Raw genomic sequence first — 19655 nt, 5'->3', positions numbered from 1 at the left:
GCCGCCCCGATTTACTCGCCGTGATCCACCCCGACGGGGGGAAATCACGGGGGAGGGCGGCCCGGCAGAGACCTTCTGATGGGAGCCGTGACAGTGCAAGACACAACCAATACCTTGCCCCCGCAGCGCTGGCTGCAACTGGAGTTAAAGGCCATCGACAGCCAGGTTGGCCGCTGGCAGAGCCGCCGTTTCGAGATTGCGGCGCTCCATCCCGCCGAACCTGAGGCGACCGGCGCCTTGCCCCTTACCCTGTTTCGCGATGAGCGGGGGGATTATCGCTTTAACCTGAGCTCCGGCTCGCCCCGCCTCTTTGTCACCGGAAGCCGCGTGGACAATGGCTTTGTGGCCGATGGCCTGACCCTGAGCCAGACAGTGGCCGCCGCCTATATGGATGGCGAGCGGCAGGTGCTCTCCTGCCCGCTGCCCGAGGCGCTGCAAGCCTGGGTGGAGGCCTTTATTGGCCGTCACGGCGAGCTGCTGGAGGTCCGTCGCAAGGGCAAGAAGGGCAAGGGGCGGGCGCAGGATCAGCTGGGTGTCGATAGCCAAGATCAAGTCAGCTGCGGCGCCGTTAAAGCCACAGGCCACGATGGCCGCGAGCGTGGCAGCGACGCCGGAACCAGTGCCGGAAACAAGGCCGGAAACAGCGCCCATGAGTGAGTTCCTCAAGCGCTGGTCGTTTCGCAAGAGTGAGGCGCGCAAGCATCAGGCACTGCAGCCACGGGAAGAGGTTATCCCCGAAGCGGTTTCCGCCCCCATCGAAGGCTGTGGTGAAGGTGAGATATTAGATACCGCGCTGGATAGCCCCGTAGTCAGTACTGACAAGGGGAGTGACGAATCGCTTGCCATCGAAGGGGCTGAGAGTGGCGATCCGCAGCTAACAACGGCCCAGTCGGGCAAGGCCAAACTCCCGGACAGGGAGGCGTTGCGGGCCATGTTTCGCAGCCATAAACCAGACGGACTCGACGACTACACCCAAGATTTCAGCCAGCCCGAGTTGCTGCCCGCGGCCCTGACCGCCGGGCTGCGCAACTGGCTGGTGGATCAGGTGACCGCCCCTGACAGCGAGATGGCCAATCCGCCTACCAGATCCGCTGAACCGGTGGCGGTTATGAGCATAGCTGCCGCCGACGAGCCGAACGGGCTGGCTGATAACCATTCTCAAACCCCCACCGACGATCGGGACATTTTGGTTTCCCGTGATGGACAAAATGTCCCAACCAAGGATGGGGGAATGGAACCCTCAGGATCCTGACTCCCTGTCAGTTACTTTTTTTCCGGGGGAGTTGGCTCGGCTCTTGCTCTCCCGGTAGACCAACAAGCGCCCCATCCCATGAGGTGGCGCGCACAGGAGTGCATGTGAGCATCGAACTACCAATTTCAACCTCGCCCCTTTATGAGGGTCGCGCGGGGCGCAGTGAGCAGCATGGCGATCGCAACAGCCGTGCCCGTGCCTATGCCCTGCAGCATACGGTCAAGACCGATAACCTGATCCCGGCCACTGTTTCTTACCAGAGTCAGGGGCGCCTGCTGCTGGTCGGCCCGGAAGATCGCATTCGCCGCACCGCCAGCCTGCTGCCCGCCGGGGTGAAGTCTACTTTGCTGGTCACCGAATCCGTCCACAATGCCGAGGCGGCAGATCTTGAAGCCATTTTCGATGCCACCGCATCCCTCGCGGCCCTGACCCTGCGCGCGCCGAGCCTGACAGGGTATCTGGGTCAGTTCCAGCTCACCGGCCTTAACGGGCAGGGGGAGCGGGTTGATCTGGCGGCGCTCTGCTTTCCACAACAAGCGACGGTGGGTAGCGAACCGCGTTTCGATCTGGTGGCCGATCTGGGCCGCACGCCACTGTTTACGCTGGAGCGCCCGCCGGTCGGTTATCTGCATCTGGCCGATGACGCTGGCTTGGCTGAACAGCTCGCCGAACTCTGTGCCCTCACTGGTATCTTCGACAAGCCGCGCTATTTTCGCCTCGACCCCGAGGCCTGTGCCTTTACTGCCCGTGGCGTGCCCGGTTGCAGCCGCTGCCTCGATGTTTGCCCGACCGATGCGCTCAAGCCTATCAATGGTCGCATCCAGATCGATCCCCATCTCTGTCAGGGCTTTGGCAGCTGTGCCACTGCCTGTCCGACCGGGGCAATTGCCTATCACCAGCCCGACGCCAACACCAGCGGCGACTATCTGCTGCGTCTGCTGAAGCACTACAGGGAGGCGGGTGGCGAAGCGCCGCAACTGCTGATTACCGGTGAAAACGAGCGTGAATGGGTGGAGGCCGAGCTCGCTTCTCTTCCCGCCAACTGGCTGCCGGTCTGGGTGGAGGAGAGCGCGAGTTTAGGGATAGAGAGCTGGTTCGCCGCCCTCGCCTATGGCGCCAGCGCGGTGCGCATTGTGCTCGGTGACGATGCCCCCGAAAGCGTCCGTGCGCTGGTTGAGCGGGAACTGGTGAGCGCCGCCGTGCTCTTGGTAGGCGCCGGTCTTGCTGCCGATCGCATTGCCCTGTTTGACGTAGATGCTGGTGAGCCTGTTTCCGACCAGCCAGCCATTGCCCTGCTGGAGAAGCCGCTGAAAGGGGACAAACGGGAGAACCTGTTTGCCGCCTTCGATGCCCTCTGGCAGGCCAACGAGGGAAGTCGCGAGCTGCTGGCGGTGCCCCACGGCGCCCCTTACGGCAGCGTGGAGCTCAAAGAGTCTGACTGCACCCTCTGCATGGGCTGCGTGGCGGTCTGCCCGAGCCGCGCCCTGCATGCGGTGGGTCATGCCCCCGGCCTCAACTTTATCGAGCAGGACTGCATCCAGTGCGGCATGTGCGAAAAGGCGTGCCCCGAGCAGGCCATAGTGCTCACGCCCCGCCTGCAACCCGTGCCCGAGGCGCGCCGCGCCGTGCAGAGCCTGAAAGCCGAAGAGGCCGCTTGCTGCATTCGTTGTGGCAAGCCGTTCGCGCCCGCCTCGATGATCCGCCGCATCCAGCAAAAACTGGCCGGTCACTCCCATTTTCAGAACGAGGCCGCCCAGCGGCTGCTGATGTGCGAGGAGTGCCGGGTCAAGGATGTGTTTGCAGCGCTGGCGGCGGATCCCGTCTCCCAGCTCAAGGTGTGAGGGGCCTGTGATGAATCAACAACTCAATGACAACGCAGGCGAACTGACCATGACCGAACTGGAACAGAGCAGCGCCGATCTCTACGCCCTGCTGGCGAGCCTGTGGCGCGCCGCCCCCCGTGGCGAACAGCTCGCCTGGCTGCAAGGGTTGCAGGCCATGCCGGGCCCCTTTGCCAGAGGGCTGGGGCTGGTGCAGCTGGCGGCCAGCAGCCACCACGAGAATGAGCTTGCCGAGGAGTATCAGGATCTCTTTATCGGGCTGGGGCGCGGTGAAATCGTGCCGTTTGCCTCCTGGTATCTCACCGGCTCCTTGATGGAGCTGCCGCTGGCAGTGCTGCGCGCCGATCTGCAGTCGCTGGGTTTCGAGCGCCAGAGCGGGGTGTGCGAGCCGGAAGATCATCTGGCCGCCCTCTGTGAGGTGATGGCGGTACTGATTACCGAGCAGCACCCGGATCGCAACCGCTTCTATGAGCGCCACCTTGCCCCCTGGGGTCTCGCCTGCTGCCGCGATCAGCAACAGGCGAAGGGTGGCAGCTTCTACCGGGCGGTCGGCGCCCTTGCCGAAGATTTCTTCAAGCTGGAAAACGAATTGCGCCTGCCATTTGGTAGTCCTGTGGTAACGCTGCCATGACGCGGCTCCCACTCACTGATAGCGACGCTGGCACTGTGCTGCCGGCCATAACAAAAACAGAGGTCACAGAAAGATGAGCGATGAAAAGCTGAAAGACCCGTCCCGACGCAATCTGATCAAGGGGGTTGGCGTGGTCGCCACCATAGGCGTGCTGGCCGGTGCCACCGGCCGGGTGGTGAGCAAGGAGGCGCTGACTCACGACAAACAAGCTGCCAAGGGCTATCGGGAGACCCCCCATGTTCACGACTTTTATCGCACCCTGCGTGGCACCGACTGAGCCGGATCAGTGAAGGAGATCTCATGAAACTGACGAAACGTGCCGAGCAGCCCCAAGCGGGCGAGCAGGGCAGCTTGCAAAATAATGCAGCCGCTCGCGGTCAGGGGCTGACCCGCCGCGCCTTTATGGTCAACTCAGGTCTGGTGGCCGGTGGCGCCGTGGCGGCCGGTTGGCTGGCCCCGGCCATGATGCAGCGGGCCGAGGCCAAAACCGTGGCGGCCGACGTGCCGGTCGAGGTGAAGCGCACTATCTGCTCCCACTGCTCTGTGGGTTGCGGCGTCTATGCCGAGGTGCAGAACGGCGTCTGGACCGGTCAGGAGCCGGCGTTTGATCACCCCTTCAACCTTGGCGGTCACTGCGCCAAGGGGGCGGCCCTGCGCGAGCACGGCCACGGTGAGCGTCGCCTCAAGTACCCGATGAAGCTGGTGGGCGGCAAATGGCAGCGCCTGAGCTGGGAGCAGGCCATCGAAGAGGTGGGCAACGAGGTATTGCGCCTGCGCAAGGAGTCCGGCCCCGACAGCGTCTACTGGCTCGGCTCCGCCAAGCACTCCAACGAGCAGGCCTATCTGTTTCGCAAGATGGCGTCCCTGTGGGGCACCAACAACGTGGATCACCAGGCGCGGATCTGCCACTCCACCACGGTGGCCGGGGTAGCCAACACCTGGGGCTACGGTGCCATGACCAACAGCCTGAACGACATGCACAACAGCAAGTCGATCATGTTTATCGGCTCCAACCCGGCGGAGGCCCACCCGGTCGCCATGCAGCACATACTGCTGGCGAAAGAGCGCAACGGCTGCAAGATCCTGGTGGTCGACCCGCGTCGCACCCGCACCGCCGCCAAGGCGGACATGTACCTCTCCCTGCGTCCGGGCACAGACGTGGCTTTTATCTGGGGCATGCTCTGGCACATCTTCAAGAACGGCTGGGAAGACAAGGAGTTCATCCGCACCCGCGTCTTTGGCATGGACGAGGTGCAAAAAGAGGTGGCGCGCTGGACGCCTGCGGAAGTGGAGCGGGTGACCGGCCTGAGTGAAAAAGAGGTGTATGGCGCCGCCAAGTTGCTCTCGGACAACTGCCCCGGCTGCGTGGTCTGGTGCATGGGCGGCACCCAGCACACCACAGGCAACAACAATACCCGTGCTTACTGCATCCTCGAACTGGCCCTCGGCAACGTGGGCAAGAGCGGGGCGGGTACCAACATCTTCCGCGGTCACGACAACGTACAGGGTGCCACCGACTTTGGCGTCACCTCCGACTCCCTGCCCGGTTACTACGGGCTGGAAGAGGGCTCCTGGAAGCACTGGGCCCGGGTGTGGGATGTGGATTACGAATGGATCAAGGCACGTTTTGACAACAAGGCCTACAACGGCAAGCTGCCGATGCAGAACAACGGCATTCCGGTCTCCCGCTGGGTGGATGGTGTGCTGGAGAACGCCGATCTCATCGAGCAGGGCTCCAACATCCGCGCCATGTTCTACTGGGGGCATGCGGTCAACTCCCAGACTCGCGGCCCCGAGATGAAGAAGGCGATGCAAAAGCTCGACATGATGGTGATTGTCGACCCGTACCCCACAGTCGCCGCCGTCATGAACGATCGCACCGACGGCGTCTACCTGCTGCCGGCTACCACACAGTTCGAAACCTATGGCTCCGTCACCGCCACCAACCGCTCCATGCAGTGGCGCGACAAGGTGATCGAGCCCCTGTTCGAATCCAAGGTGGATCACGAGATCATGTATCTGCTGAGCAAGAAACTCGGCTTTGCCGATGAGCTGTTCAAGCACATCAAGGTGGAGAACAACGAGCCGCTGCTGGAAGACATCACCCGCGAATACAACCGTGGCATGTGGAGCGTGGGCTACACAGGCCAGAGCCCGGAGCGGCTCAAGGCGCACCAGCAGAACTGGCACACCTTCCACAAGACCAACCTCAAGGCCGAAGGCGGCCCCATCAGCGGCGAGATCTACGGTCTGCCCTGGCCCTGCTGGGGCACCCCCGAGATGAAGCATCCCGGCAGCCACATCCTTTACGACACCAGCATTCCGGTGTCAGAAGGGGGCGGCGGTTTCCGTGCCCGTTTCGGCATCGAGTATCAGGGGGTATCACTGCTCGCCGAAGACTCCTGGCCGAAGGGAAGCGAGGTGGAGGATGGCTATCCCGAGATCACCGCCGATCTGATGAAGCAGCTTGGCTGGTGGGATGAGCTGACCGAGGCCGAGAAGAAAGAAGCCGAGGGCAAGAACTGGAAGACTGACCTCTCCGGCGGCATCCAGCGGGTCGCCATCCAGCACGGATTCGTGCCCTACGGCAACGCCAAGGCGCGTTGTGTGGTGTGGACCTTCCCGGATCAGGTGCCCAAGCACCGCGAGCCGCTCTACACCCCGCGTCGGGATCTGCTGGCTGACTACGCCACCTGGCCTGATTCCAAGAGCCTGTGGCGCCTGCCGACCCAGTACGCCTCTGTGCAGGAAAAAGACGTCAGCAAAGAGTTCCCCATCATCCTCACCTCCGGCCGTCTGGTGGAATACGAGGGGGGCGGTGACGAGACCCGCTCCAACCCCTGGCTGGCTGAATTGCAGCAGGAGATGTTCGTCGAGATGAACCCGGCGGATGCCAACGACGTCGGCGTGCGCGACGGTCAGGATGTGTGGGTGGAGGGGCCGGAAGGGGGCCGGGTGCTGGTCAAGGCGCTGGTGACCCCAAGGGTCAAGCCGGGGCTGGCCTTTATGCCGTTCCACTTCGGCGGTCACTTCGAGGGCAAGGATCTGAGATCCAAATATCCGGAAGGGTCTGACCCTTATGTGCTGGGGGAGTCGGTCAACATAGTCACCACCTATGGTTATGACCCTGTCACCCAGATGCAGGAGACCAAGGTCACCCTGTGCCGCTTTCGTAAAGTAGGAGCCTGAGACCATGGCCAAAATGAAATTCATGTGTGACACCAAGCGCTGCATCGAGTGCAACGGCTGTGTGACGGCGTGCAAGAACGAGAACGACGATGCCCTGGAGTGGGGCATACAGCGTCGCCGGGTGGTGACCCTCAACGACGGTCTGCCCGGCGAGACCTCCATCTCGGTGGCGTGCATGCACTGCACCGACGCCCCCTGCATGGCGGTCTGCCCGGCCGACTGCTTCTACCACACAGATGACGGCATAGTGCTGCACAACAAGGATCTCTGCATCGGTTGCGGCTACTGCCTGTTTGCCTGTCCGTTCGGTGCCCCCCAGTTTCCCAAGAGCAGCGCCTTTGGGGAGCGGGGCAAGATGGACAAGTGCACCTTCTGCGCCGGTGGCCCGGAGGAGGACCACAGCGAGGCGGAGCGCCAGAAGTACGGTGCCAACCGCATCGCCGAGGGCAAGCTGCCCATGTGTGCCGAGCTCTGCTCCACCAAGGCATTGCTGGCCGGTGACGCCCAGGTCATCTCCGACATCTTCCGCGAGCGGGTCGCCTATCGCGGCGCCCCTCACGCCGCCTGGGGCGGGGATGAGCAGGATCTGTTCCATGACGCCAGCCAGCCGCGCGATGGCAGAGGCAAGGGGCTCAAGCTTGGCAAGCAGGAGGGCGGCCAATGAGACACTGGCTGACGGCGCTGCTGACGGCCTTGCTGCTGTTCAGTGCGCCCGGTTTCGCCGATGCCGAAAAAGAGACGGTCGGCTTTGCCGGCGCCGACTACTGGCGTGCCGTTAAGGGGGGAGAGGTGGGCATCACCACCTCCGGGGGCGCCGAACACGGCGTGCTGATCAATGTGACCGGTGAACAGTGGCGTACCCTTCGTAATACCTGGGTCTCACCGTTCGGTGCTCTGGCCATAGGTGGTTCCGTCCTTGCTTTGCTGCTGTTCTACCTGTGGGTAGGCCAGCTCAAGCTGGCTCACCCTCGCACCGGTCGCAAGGTGCTGCGCTGGACCCCGTTTGAGCGTGCCCTGCACTGGTATACGGCGGCGCTTTTTCTGCTGCTTGCCCTGAGTGGCCTGATCCTGCTCTATGGCAAGTTTGTGATCCGCCCCTTCGGGGATGGGGTGTGGGGGGCTGCTATTCAGGGCGCCAAGCTGACGCACAACTACCTGGGGCCTCTGTTCGTGCTGGGGCTGCTGGTGATGATCCTCAAATGGTTGCGCCACAATCTGCCGACCCGGGTGGATTGGGAGTGGTTTCGCCAGGGTGGGGGCATCTTGCCCAATGGCAAGCATCCGGATGCGGCGTTTTGCAACGGCGGGGAGAAGGTGTGGTTCTGGCTGCTGTGCAGCGCGGGCCTGCTGGTCTGTATCACAGGACTGGTGCTCGACTTCCCCCTGTTTGGCCAGACCCGAGAGGTGATGGCGGTGAGCAACCTGTTGCACGGGATCGGTGCCATCGGGCTGATTGCCGCCTCATTCGGTCACATCTACATAGGGACTGTGGGAACAGAAGGGGCGCTGGAGGGTATGAAGAGCGGCTATGTGGACGAGAGCTGGGCCAGGCAGCACCACAGGCTCTGGTTTGAAGAGGTCAAGGAGCAGCTCGACAAGCCGGATGGTCGTTGAGCCGCAGTACTGAGATCGGGGCTGGCCCCGATCTCAGTATTCACCCCGTTCCAGTCGATCGAAATAGTCCTGATAGCGTCCGCTGGTGATGGCTTGCTGCAATTTCTGGTTGAACTGGGCCTGCAATCTGGCCGAGTCCGGCATCTTGCGCGGAAACATCACGAAGCTGTTGTTTTGCAAAAAGGGTGTCTGGCTGTGGGTGATGGTCGCTGCGGTGGCCGGATCAAATTCTTTGCGCAGCGCGGTCAGGCCGACCCGGAGCTCCTGAGGATAGAGGTCAATACGACCGCGCAGCAATTTGCCGAAATTGAGCTTGATGTTGGTGACCCGCTGCTGGCTTACCTTGCCCTCTGCCACCATGGCATCAAGCTCGGGCCCGTAGCTGTAGGCAATGTCGCCCCCCAGACGCAAACCGGCAATCTGTGCCAGTCGCTCGGCGTTCAACTGTCGTGACGTGAGCGAGAAGAAGACGAACTGCTCCTGCAATACCGGCTCGCTGAACAGAAAGTCCTTCTCCCGTTCCGGCTTGTGCATCCAGACGGCGGTGGCGTCATAGAGCTGGCTGGCTGCCGCCAGCGAATAGACCCGGCCCCAGGGGGCAAAGTGATATCTGACGCTATAGCCCGCCTCCTGAAACAGATCGCTGATGAGGTGAGCCACGGGGCCGTAGTGTTTCGACTGCTCCGAGACGAAAGGGGGCCATTCACCGACTATGATGTTGAGCACCCTGTGCTGCGTGGCCAGGGCGGGGGGACTCGACATGGTCAGCAACAGCAAGACCGGCAGCATCAGACGCAGAGAAATAAGCTTGGCTATCAACAATATAGAAACCACTCTTGGCTGGTGGACAGTGAAGGATGGTCAGAATGGCCGCAATCCTAGCATGACTTTTGTCCATTTGTCGCAACACTGGCTGAGTGTCACTTTGGCTTGGTATTTTGGCCGCAGGGTATGCCCAAGCTCACAAAACCGAAAGATTAAACGTCATATGATTGATTTCATTATGAGTCTTGCTCTCCTGCCGAACGGCAACTTCACGTAAATCAAAGAGAATGACTATGGCTACCGGACAATATCTGCTGTGGAAAGATGCACAGGGACAGGATTTTCGCCCCGTTGCACTGACAGGCACTGACCTGCTCAACGATCGCAATCTCAACAAGGGCACCGCCTTCACCGAACAGGAGCGCGCCGACTTCGAGCTTGACGGCCTGCTGCCTCCTCAGGTGCAAACCTTTGAAGCCCAGCTGGAGCGGGTGTATCAGGGATTTCTGAGCGCCTGCAGCGACATCGAGAAGTACCAGAACCTGCGTGCCTTGCAGGATCGCAACGAAACCCTCTTCTATGCCCTCTTGTCCCGTCACGTGGAGGAGATGACCCCCATCATCTATACCCCGACCGTCGGCAAGGCGTGTCAGGAGTTCAGCCATCGTTACCAGAAGGCACGCGGCCTCTATATCACCCCGAAAAACGTCGAGGACATGGGCTCTCTGGCGCGTCATCTGGACGCCAAGTCGGTGCGCATTATCGTAGTGACCGACAGTCAGGGGATCCTGGGGATCGGTGATCAGGGGGTGGGCGGCATGGGCATTCCCATCGGCAAACTCTCCCTCTATACCCTGGCGGCCGGTATTCACCCCGCCTGCTGCCTGCCCATCGCGCTGGATGTGGGCACTGACAATCAGGCCCTGCTGGATGACCCCATGTATCTGGGGCAGCCTCACAGACGGATCCGTGGCAAGGAGTACGACGACTTCATCGAAAAGTTCGTGGCCGGGGTCAAGCGCCACTTCCCGAACGCCGTCTTGCAGTGGGAAGACTTCAGCAAGTCCAACGCCTTCAACAATCTCTCCCGTTACCAGCAGGCGCTGCCCTCCTTCAACGATGATATTCAGGGCACGGGGGCCGTTGTGCTGGCCGGCATCATAGGGGCGGTCAAGGTGAAAGGGGAAACCCTGGGTCAGCAGAACTACCTGGTCTACGGCGCGGGCGCCGGTGGGGTAGGGGTGGCGGATCAGATCTGCGCAGGCATGATCCGCGAAGGGCTGGATCCCCAGGCGGCCCGCGATCGCATCTATATCCTGGATACCCAGGGGCTGGTGTGCGACAACCGTGAAGGGCTCGACGAGTACAAGCGTCGTTACGCCAAGCCGGGTCTGTTGCTGGCGGGCTGGGATACCGAAGCCCCCGGCAAGGCCAATCTGACGGACGTGTTGCGTCATGTGCCCATCACTGTGCTGCTGGGGACCAGCGGCGCCGGTGGCGCCTTCAAGGAGGAGCACATCCAGCTGATGCAAAAACATTGTGCTCACCCCATGGTGTTCCCGCTTTCCAACCCGACCGCCAACTGCGAGGCGCTGCCGGAAGACATCTACCGCTGGAGTCAGGGCAAGGCGATCGTTGCCACCGGCAGTCCGTTCAATGATGTGCACTACGAGGGCAAGAGTTACCGCATCGGACAGGGCAACAACGTCTTCATCTTCCCGGGCGTGGGGTTGGCGGCCATCGTCAGCCAGCTGAGCGAGATCAGCCCGGATATCTTCACCACGGCGGCTTTCGCGCTGGCCGAGTGCGTGAACGAGGAGGATCTGGCCCAGGGCTCCGTCTATCCGCGCATTCGCGAGTTGCGCAATATCTCGGTCCACGTGGCGACCGCCGTGCTCAAAGACATAGTGCGCAAGGATCCGTCCCACCCGTTGATCGGGCAGGATCTGCAGCAGCACATACTGAGCCACATGTGGGAGCCGCTCTACCTGCCTTATCGCCGGGTATAACCACGGATCCACTGACCAGATCATGGGGCAGTAAAGATGACAAGGGGGTAGCGCTGCTACCCCCTTTCGTTTATTCCCGTGGCATGCACTAAGTTCGCAGTGGCCGCCAACGCCCTTCCTGATTGCGGCAGGCGGTATCCTGCCACTGCTGGCTCATCTTGCCGATATAGAGTTGCTCGCGATAGTCGCGACACCACTCCCCGTTGGCATGGCGGAAGGTACGCCGCGGCGTGACGCTGCCCGAGTGACGGTTGGCTGGATTGAACCAGGTGAGGCTTTGCCCTTTGGTGCGGGTTTCCAGTGCCTTGGCGAGGGCCTGATTGGCCAGTTGAACATCTGCCTTATCCATCTGATGGTAAAGCGGCGGAGTGTCGACCGTGGCGCAGCCAGCGAGGCCGAGCAGGAGGAGTGGTAGCAGATAGCGCATCATGGTTGCCCCTGTTGGCGAAAACCGTTGTTGAGCAGCGCACGCTCCTGCTCATCGGTAAGCACTTGCTGGCGATCATCGACCGTGCCATCGCCCCTGAGTTTGTTGCCATTGGTATCGACGGCATCCACGCCGTTGTCATCGACCGTGCCATCACCTCTGAGTTTGTTGCCGCCGTTGGCATCGACGTCATCTACACCGTTGTCATCGACCGTGCCATCGCCTCTGAGTTTGTTGCCGCCGTTGGCATCGACGGCATCTACACCGTTGTCATCGACCGTGCCATCACCTCTGAGTTTGTTGCCGCCGTTGGCATCGACGTCATCTACACCGTTGTCATCGACCGTGCCATCGCCTCTGAGTTTGTTGCCGCCGTTGGCATCGACGGCATCTACACCGTTGTCATCGACCGTGCCATCGCCTCTGAGTTTGTTGCCGTTGGCATCAACGGCATCCATACCGTTGTCATCAATGCCATTGCCAAACCCGCGCCCGCCATGGTGATCGCCACCTGCGTGTTGTTCACCACTGCCATGTCGCTCACCGCCAGCATGCTCGCCCTGGCTGCCACTATCATCGCGGCCCCCATCGCTATCGCTGCCACCACCGCTGTCGCTGCTTCCACCGCTGTCGCTGCTTCCACCGCTGTCGCTGCTTCCGCCGCTGTTGCTGCCACCACCGCTGTTGCTGCCTCCGCCGCTGTTGCTGCCTCCGCCGCTGTCGTTGCCTCCGCCGCTGTTGTTGCCTCCACCGCTATCGTTGCCTCCGCCGCTGTTGCTGCCACTGCCATCTTTGTTGTGAACGATCAGCTCATTGGCGATGTAGCTGTGGCTGCCATCGAGCAGCAGATTGAAGAGCTCGGTAGTGGGAGGCGCCTCGATCGAGCAGAGTGACTCAACCAGCAGTAATTCCGGTTGGGGTTGCAGGGCCAGATTGCCTGTCACCATGACAGGTACCGGGCGACACACTATCTGCATGCCGGTAAATAGCGGCAACACCGTCAGTTGCGGGTTTTCGGTTCGGGTCATGGCGGGTGAGATGGCCGCCCAGCCCCGAGTGGTCAGCAGAGGGTGCTCAGCGGTAAAGAATGGAGGCAGATGGTTGATCCCGTAGAGCCTGCGCTTGCCCAGTATGACCCGTTCGACCGCCAGGATCCGGTTGCTGCCGCCGTGCTGATCCTGCACCTGTTCACCGGCCCGGAGCGTTTCGATGGGGCGGATGGAGCCATCGGCCATCGTTATGCGGGTGCCGGCGATAAAGCAGGACTTGGCATAGGCCTGATTCATTTGCCACTCATTGTGGGTGAAATCATAACTGAACGGGTTCGCAAACAGGGCGAGTGCGATAGCCGAGCCGATCAGCAATCTGCGCTGGCTGGCTTTGAATGGGGGCTGTGACATGGGGACTCCTTGTCCATCTTGATTCACAGGATCCATTATAGAGCGCCCCCTGATGGCGGAACTTTTGATCATAAACACAATAATCATGAAGGAAAAACGATTGGCGTCTGCCACAAAAGTGCGTAAAATCGCATACTCGATGCTTGTAGCAACGAATCCCGCCTAAAAAGCCAGTTTCATGCCCTCCCCAAGCAGTAAAAGGTAACAAGTGACGCCTTATGGCTCGTTTCGTGCCTTGAAAAAGTCTTGTGATAACTGAAAAGTGTCAAATATCCCTGTCAGTTATCAAAAAATTAAGGACATCCATGTTTTCCTTAGTCAAGCAAAGTGTCGCCGGGCTGCAAATCCTGTTTGTCGCCTTCGGTGCCATGGTTCTGGTGCCCCTGCTCACCGGACTGAACCCCTCCATGGCCCTGCTTGGCGCCGGTGTGGGAACCCTGCTGTTCCAGCTCTGCACTCGCCGCCAGGTTCCGATTTTCCTCGGTTCCAGCTTTGCCTTCATCGCCCCCATCATTTACGCCACCCAGACCTGGGGACTGCCGTCCACCATGTTTGGCCTGTTTGCCGCCGGTTTCATGTATTTCATCCTGGCGGCACTCATTCGCGTGCGTGGCATGGGCTTTGTGCACAAGCTGCTGCCCCCTGTGGTGATTGGCCCCGTGATCATGGTGATCGGCCTCTCGGTGGCCCAGGTCGCTTGCAACATGGCGATGGGACGTGCCGGTGCCGAGCAGGTAGTTCCGCCCACCACGGCCTTGACCCTGGCGGGTATCTCGCTGGCGGTGACCCTGATTGCCGCCGTGTTCTGCAAGGGTTGGATCAAGCTCATCCCCATACTGTGCGGTGTGATTGCCGGTTACGTCTCTGCCGTGCTGATGGGCCACGTGAGTTTTGATGGCATGATCAATGCCCCCTGGCTGGCGCTGCCCCATTTTGAAACTCCGGAGATCAACTGGGCTGCGGCGCTGTTCATGCTGCCGGTGGCCATAGCGCCCTGTATCGAGCACATAGGTGGCGTACTCGCCATCGGCGGTGTGACCGGGCAGGATTACACCAAGAACCCGGGCCTGCACCGCACCCTGGCCGGTGACGGCATAGGTGTCTGCTTCGCCGGTTTCATCGGTGGTCCACCCGTGACCACCTACGCCGAAGTGACCGGCGCCGTGATGATCACCCGCAACTTCAACCCGGTTACCATGACCTGGGCCGCCGTGTTTGCCATCATTCTGGCCTTCTTCGGCAAGTTCAACGCCCTGCTCACCTCCATCCCCATGCCGGTGATGGGCGGTATCATGCTGCTGCTGTTCGGGTCCATCGCCGCCATCGGTCTAAAGACCCTGGTGGAGTCCAAGGTGGATCTGGGACTGTCGCGCAATATCGCCATCGTGGCCGTGACCCTGACTGTGGGCGTCGGCGCTCTGGAGATGAAGATCGGTGACTTCGCCCTGGCTGGTGTCGGTCTGGCCTCGGTCGCCGCCATCCTGCTCAACCTGATCCTGCCTGCCAATTCCGAAGAGGGCGTGATGGACGCCGCCAAGGATTAAGCAAGGGAGCTATCGCTCACTGTGAAAAACAGGAAGCCACCTCAGGGTGGCTTCCTGTTTTTGGTCTGGCAATGAATGAGGTATGGTCATTGTGGTGTTATTTGGCACCATTTCAGCACTAAACGCTCTATTTGGCGTATGTGTTGACGTATCTGCTTTCGTGACCTTAGCTAAAGGACAGGTTTGGCTCTGAGGTTATGCTGCGCAATATGAAAAAATGGATGTGGGTGTTTTCAATCATTTTTTTGTCCCTTGCCTCTCTGGTTGTACGACTTGTCATGGTATTGCACCGGGCAATTTTCCCATCAAGCCCTGGCCATCATGGCGCAGCCACTTCTCATCCTGATCACCAGATCCTGACCCTTTGGTCAGCCAAGTCAGCCACTATCTCGTTACTACAGCTGATCCACCCCCCCCATCTGCTTGCTGCCACATGTGTCGTGAAGGCGGTGAACCGTGAAAGCCGGCGCGACCCAGCCAGGGTCATGACAGCCCAGTCATCGATAATGGCGGGTATTTAGGGATGAGTTATGAGCAAAGTGAGGTTGCAATGACATATCAACTGTTGTGGAAAAGTGCCCTGTTCTCCGTCTCTTCGGTACTGGCCATGAGCGCAGTTCAGGCCGCACCGCTGAATGTGATGACCGAGGATTATCCGCCCTTCAACATGCAGGGGGAGGGAGGCAAGATCGTCGGGCTCTCTACCGAGGTAGTGGAAGAGTTGCTCAAGCGTGCCGGCGTTGAATACAAGCTGAGCATGATGCCATGGAAGCGTGCCTATGAAGACACGCTCAGTACCCCCAATAATGCACTCTACTCCACGACGCGGACTCCCGAGCGGGAGGCACTGTTCAAATGGGTTGGCCCTCTGGTCAACAATAACTGGGTCTTTTTTGCCAATCCCGGCTCCAACATCACTATCGCGTCTCTGGAAGATGCCAAGCAGTATTCAGTCGGCGGCTATAACGGTGATGCTGCGGCAGAGTTCCTCAAGGCACAGGGGTTCGACAAACTGCAACTGGCGGCTAATGACACGGCCAACGTGAAAAAGCTGGCGGCTGGCCGCATCGATTTGTGGGCGACCGGCGAATATCTGGCCCCATATCTGGCCAATCAGGAGAAGACCACCAATCCCAAGCCGGTATTTGTGTTCAAGGAAACCCAGATGAGTTTGGCCTTCAACAAAGAGACACCGGATGATCTCATCAACAAGCTCAACGAGATCCTTGCCGCCATGAAGGCTGACGGCACCATCGAAAAGATCAATGCCAAGTACCAGTAACACCAGGAAGCGGCCAAGTATCGATGTCGGGAGGGAACCATGGATTGGAATAGTCTGAAGTTCAGGATTGCCGTGCTGACCTCCCTGTCGGTGAGTCTGCTGCTGGTGCTGTTTGGCGGCTACAACTACAGCGCAGCCAGAGCGGATAGCTATAACAGACAGGCCGCGCTGGTCGAGCAGGCCATCAGCCGGCTGCAGTTGTCTTTGCCCGGCCCGCTATGGAATTACGAGTCAGCGTTTATCGAGGCATCGCTGAAATCGGAGCTGGCCGCCGATGCGCTCAGCGCCCTGCTGGTAGTGAACAAAGATAAACTGGTGGCGGGATTTGCCCGTGAGCCTGCTGGCGACATTCAGGGGGTCGCCCAGCTGCCAGCGGATACTGCCGCCTATAGCGGTCATGATCTGGTGTATGACGACAATGGCCAGCAGAACACTGTGGCCAAACTGCTGGTGCTGACCAGTGATGACACCATTCAAATACAGCTTCGCCAACTGCTCATCACCACTGTCTGGCAGATAGTGGTGCTCGATATCTGCATCATATTGTTGCTGATGGTGCTTATTCATCGCAACGTGTTGCGGCCCTTGCATCAAATGAACTCAGCCGTTTTTGACCTGGCCCGGGGGGATGGTGACCTGACGCAGCGCCTCAAGATCCGCCGCCAGGACGAGATGGGGGCTCTGGCTGGCAATATCAATCAGTTCATCGCCAAGCTGCAAGGCACTGTGGCCGAGATCAACACCCTCTCAGCCGGTGTACTGCAAACGGCGGAGCTGTGTGATTCCCTGGCGACCGATACCCGCCGCGGCAGTGATGAACAGCAATCAGAGCTGGATCAGGTGGCGACCGCCATTACCGAAATGAGTCATGCAGTACAGGAGGTCGCAGGTAATGCGGTGAAAACCTCAAGTGCGACCGATGAAGCCAGCCTCTATGTCGATCAGGGCTACAACTTGGCGGGCCATGCCAATGAGGCCATTCATCAACTGGTGGGAGAGGTGGAGCGGGTCGCCAACCTGATCCGTTCGCTCTCGACGGAGAGCAGCAGCATCGGCAACATCATTGAAGTGATCAACGGCATTGCCGAGCAGACCAATCTGCTGGCGCTCAATGCCGCCATAGAAGCGGCCAGAGCCGGAGATCAGGGCCGTGGTTTCGCCGTGGTGGCCGATGAGGTTCGTACCCTGTCCGGGCGTACCCGGCAATCAACCGAAGAGATCAGCGCCAGCATAAAGCGGCTGCAACAGGCGACACAAAATGTGGTGTCCGGCATGCAGCACAGTCAGAACAAAGCGTCACAGGCAGGTGTTGAAGCGGCAGATGTGCAAGTATCTGTCGAGAAAATCAAGACCCAGGTCAGTCTCATTCGCGAGATGAACATGTATATCGCTCAGGCGTCGGAAGAGCAGCATTCGGTGGCGCAAGAGGTCAGCAACAGTGTCAATCGCATTGCCGGACTCAATAATGACAGTGCCGCCCGGGTGGCTCAGGTAGCGGAGGCAAGCAGCGACCTGCGCCAGTTGTCGGCCCAGCTCGACAGCTTGCTCAAGCAGTTCAGGGTATGAGTTTTTGGTGGAAGCAATGGTCATGATGAGGCGTCACAGATGCCGATAGCACAGCCAATTGGGCGGCGAAATCAGCAGAATAATGAGTTTGTCGATCATCAGGGGCCATTCACGAGTGGCCCCTTTGCATATCCGCTTTGCTGAACGGGGTCGCGGCGTCAGGCGCGGCGGCTACAATCAGAGCGCGTGCTCATGACCCGGGAGAGAAAGATGAAGAGAAGATGGATGCTGGTTTTACTTGGGCTGCTATGGGGTGGCGCTGTTCAGGCCGGGGCTGTGCCCTATCAGGTCGATGGTCAAGCCTTCGAGGGTTACTACTTGGCTGCCCCTGACAAGCAGGCGCCGCTGGTGGTGCTGGTACATGACTGGGACGGGTTGACGGAGTATGAAATCAAGCGAGCCAGGATGCTGGTAGCGCTGGGTTACAACGTCTTTGCCGCCGATCTGTTCGGTGCTGGAGTCAGGCCGACCGCCATGGAGGACAAAAAACGGCTTACCGGTGCTCTGTACCAAGACAGGCCCAAGATGCGCAAGCTGTTGCAAGGGGCCTTGACCGAGGCCGCCAGGCAGGGCGGGCGGTTGGATAATGCCGTGGCCGTCGGTTACTGCTTCGGCGGGGCCGCTGTGCTGGAGTTGGCCCGCAGCGGTGCCAGTCTCAAGGGGATCGTCAGTGTGCATGGCGGGCTGGAGACACCGGCCGGGCAGGACTACCAGCAGACCCGGGCGAATTTGCTCATTCAGCACGGTAGCGCCGATCAGGCGGTGTCACTCGGTCAGTTCGCGGCGCTCATCGCCGAGCTGGAGAGTGCGGGCATCAAACATGAAGCGACCAGTTACAGCGGTGCCCCCCATGCGTTCAGTGTGTTTGGCTCGGACAATTACCGCGCCGACGCCGATGCAAAAGCCTGGCAGCGCCTCACCGAATTCCTGGGTGAAGTGACCAGGGATTAGATCGGCCAGAGTGAGATAGATAGTGAGGTAGAGAGCGAGACAGCAATTCCAGGCCATGGCACTGTCATGGCTTTTCGCTGCTCGTATCTCACTGTGTTGGCAAGGCCATTACCCTCACCCACATGGCCCCTTCCCCGACAGGATGGCGCGCGAGCAGGGTTAGCTGGCCGCTATCGGGATCGATACTGTGGATGGCTACCTGGTGAGAGGCCTGCCCGGCCGCCACCAGATAGCGACCGCTGTGATCGATGGCAAAACCGCGGGGCATGGTCTCAGTCGGGAAGTGGGCGAGGGCGGTCAGGCTGCCATCTTGCTCAGCTATGCCAAACAGGGTCAGCAGGCTGCTGGCCCGCTCGCAGCTGTAGAGAAAACGGCCATTCGGCGTGACATGCAGATCCGCCCCCCAGCGCTCTCCCTGATATCCCTCGGGCAGCATATCCAGGCTCTGCGGCTGCCTGATCTGGCCATCTGCGTCACGCCGATAGCGGTTGATGGTGCAATCGAGCTCGTTCAGGCAGTAGATGTCGCCATTGACGGGATGCAGCGCCAAGTGTCTTGGCCCGGCCCCTTTTGCGGTATGCAAGTCCCCCAGGGAGTGGGGCAGCAGTTGACCATCTGCACTCAGGATAAAGCGGCGGATGGCATCTTCGGTGAGACAGGCGACCAAGGCCTCCTGTTCTCCTCGTTCGTTCCTCAGCAAGGTAACAGAGTGAGCCGTCATCAATGGGGTCAGCTGCTGATGCGGCGCCTGCACAATGCCGCTGGCATCGATGGGGGATACGGTGACGTGGTTGAAGGCATAAGAGGCGGCAAACAGGAAGCGCCCGCTGGCATCGATAGCGGTATGGGAGGCGCTGCCCGCCAGAGGGGCCGAGCCCTGTTCTGCGAGTTTGCCATCTGCGTCGATCCGGTAGCTTATCACCGCAAAATCGGGGCGCACGGCAGCATGGAGCCATTTTCCGTCCGGGCTGATCACCAGGGGCTGTACCTGACCCGGAGTGCTTACCACTTGCAAGAGTTGCATCTCCCCCGAGTCGGCCAGGGAAAACACATGGATCTGCTGGCTGCCGGGGCTGGCGACATAAACGACTTGCTGCATTGTGCTTCTCACTCCTGGTTATGGGCAACGGCAGGCCAATCTTATCCCCATCCCCTGGGATCTTGCCTGCTCTTTTGTTCGGGTC

At 60.4% G+C, this 19655-nt stretch carries 17 protein-coding genes; 13 read left to right on the top strand and 4 right to left on the bottom strand.

Annotated features, from left to right (window positions below; all coding sequences use genetic code 11):
- Window positions 1-78: 78 nt before the first annotated feature.
- The 8 genes from ONZ54_RS16365 (at window position 79) to ONZ54_RS16330 (ending at window position 8527) form a co-directional block, all read left to right on the top strand.
- On the top strand, window positions 79-657 hold the full coding sequence (locus ONZ54_RS16365) for a DUF3305 domain-containing protein (RefSeq protein WP_271786686.1): 579 nt from the start codon (window positions 79-81) through the stop codon (window positions 655-657).
- Entirely contained in the window at window positions 650-1252 is a 603-nt protein-coding gene (locus tag ONZ54_RS16360) for a DUF3306 domain-containing protein (protein WP_271786685.1), read from the top strand. Before ONZ54_RS16365 ends, ONZ54_RS16360 begins: the two co-directional genes overlap by 8 nt.
- A gap of 104 nt (window positions 1253-1356) precedes the next feature.
- The gene (locus ONZ54_RS16355) at window positions 1357-3093 is read left to right on the top strand and encodes a 4Fe-4S dicluster domain-containing protein (RefSeq protein WP_416995593.1); all 1737 of its coding nucleotides are present in this window, start codon (window positions 1357-1359) and stop codon (window positions 3091-3093) included.
- Between the two features lie 10 nt (window positions 3094-3103).
- On the top strand, window positions 3104-3724 hold the full coding sequence (locus ONZ54_RS16350) for a TorD/DmsD family molecular chaperone (protein WP_271786684.1): 621 nt from the start codon (window positions 3104-3106) through the stop codon (window positions 3722-3724).
- A 73-nt stretch (window positions 3725-3797) separates the two neighbouring features.
- Window positions 3798-4001, top strand: coding sequence for a transcriptional initiation protein Tat (locus ONZ54_RS16345; RefSeq protein WP_271786683.1), 204 nt, complete (start codon window positions 3798-3800; stop codon window positions 3999-4001).
- Window positions 4002-4024: 23 nt separating this feature from the next.
- A complete protein-coding gene (locus ONZ54_RS16340) occupies window positions 4025-6913 on the top strand; it encodes a formate dehydrogenase subunit alpha (RefSeq protein ID WP_271786682.1) in 2889 nt (962 codons plus the stop codon).
- Window positions 6914-6917: 4 nt separating this feature from the next.
- Window positions 6918-7577, top strand: a complete 660-nt coding sequence (gene fdh3B, locus ONZ54_RS16335; RefSeq protein ID WP_058393423.1) for a formate dehydrogenase FDH3 subunit beta — start codon at window positions 6918-6920, stop codon at window positions 7575-7577.
- Entirely contained in the window at window positions 7574-8527 is a 954-nt protein-coding gene (locus ONZ54_RS16330; RefSeq protein ID WP_271786681.1) for a formate dehydrogenase subunit gamma, read from the top strand. The genes fdh3B and ONZ54_RS16330 overlap by 4 nt, the downstream gene beginning before the upstream one ends.
- Window positions 8528-8560: 33 nt before the next feature.
- Here the strand turns inward: ONZ54_RS16330 and ONZ54_RS16325 are convergent, their stop codons facing one another.
- Window positions 8561-9349 (bottom strand): substrate-binding periplasmic protein, encoded by a 789-nt coding sequence (locus ONZ54_RS16325; protein WP_271786680.1) that lies wholly within the window; start codon window positions 9347-9349, stop codon window positions 8561-8563.
- 236 nt (window positions 9350-9585) lie between these two features.
- Between ONZ54_RS16325 and ONZ54_RS16320 the strand changes: the two genes are divergently transcribed.
- Window positions 9586-11301 (top strand): NAD-dependent malic enzyme, encoded by a 1716-nt coding sequence (locus ONZ54_RS16320; RefSeq protein ID WP_021139102.1) that lies wholly within the window; start codon window positions 9586-9588, stop codon window positions 11299-11301.
- 88 nt (window positions 11302-11389) lie between these two features.
- Here ONZ54_RS16320 and ONZ54_RS16315 read toward each other — a convergent pair whose 3' ends face one another.
- Window positions 11390-11731 carry an RT0821/Lpp0805 family surface protein gene (locus ONZ54_RS16315; protein ID WP_125606400.1) on the bottom strand — a complete coding sequence of 114 codons (342 nt, stop codon included), beginning with the start codon at window positions 11729-11731 and terminating at the stop codon, window positions 11390-11392.
- Complete coding sequence (locus tag ONZ54_RS16310; RefSeq protein WP_271786679.1) at window positions 11728-13128, bottom strand: hypothetical protein; 1401 nt, start codon at window positions 13126-13128, stop codon at window positions 11728-11730. Before ONZ54_RS16310 ends, ONZ54_RS16315 begins: the two co-directional genes overlap by 4 nt.
- Before the next feature lie 305 nt (window positions 13129-13433).
- On the opposite strand from ONZ54_RS16310, the gene ONZ54_RS16305 reads away from it, so the two are divergent.
- From ONZ54_RS16305 to ONZ54_RS16290, 4 genes are all read left to right on the top strand, one after another.
- The gene (locus ONZ54_RS16305; protein WP_021139103.1) at window positions 13434-14672 is read left to right on the top strand and encodes a uracil-xanthine permease family protein; all 1239 of its coding nucleotides are present in this window, start codon (window positions 13434-13436) and stop codon (window positions 14670-14672) included.
- 550 nt (window positions 14673-15222) lie between these two features.
- Window positions 15223-15954 (top strand): substrate-binding periplasmic protein, encoded by a 732-nt coding sequence (locus ONZ54_RS16300; RefSeq protein ID WP_042468743.1) that lies wholly within the window; start codon window positions 15223-15225, stop codon window positions 15952-15954.
- A gap of 39 nt (window positions 15955-15993) precedes the next feature.
- Complete coding sequence (locus ONZ54_RS16295; RefSeq protein WP_271786678.1) at window positions 15994-17520, top strand: methyl-accepting chemotaxis protein; 1527 nt, start codon at window positions 15994-15996, stop codon at window positions 17518-17520.
- A 210-nt stretch (window positions 17521-17730) separates the two neighbouring features.
- Window positions 17731-18471 (top strand): dienelactone hydrolase family protein, encoded by a 741-nt coding sequence (locus ONZ54_RS16290; RefSeq protein ID WP_271786677.1) that lies wholly within the window; start codon window positions 17731-17733, stop codon window positions 18469-18471.
- Between the two features lie 88 nt (window positions 18472-18559).
- On the opposite strand, the gene pgl is transcribed toward ONZ54_RS16290, so the two are convergent.
- Complete coding sequence (gene pgl, locus ONZ54_RS16285) at window positions 18560-19570, bottom strand: 6-phosphogluconolactonase (protein WP_271786676.1); 1011 nt, start codon at window positions 19568-19570, stop codon at window positions 18560-18562.
- Between the last annotated feature and the right edge of the window lie 85 nt (window positions 19571-19655).

Source organism: Aeromonas salmonicida, from assembly GCF_028355655.1.
Classification (GTDB): Bacteria; Pseudomonadota; Gammaproteobacteria; order Enterobacterales; family Aeromonadaceae; genus Aeromonas; species Aeromonas salmonicida.
The sequence above is the reverse complement of the archived record's forward strand: the minus strand, read 5'-3'. Positions and strand labels throughout refer to the sequence as shown.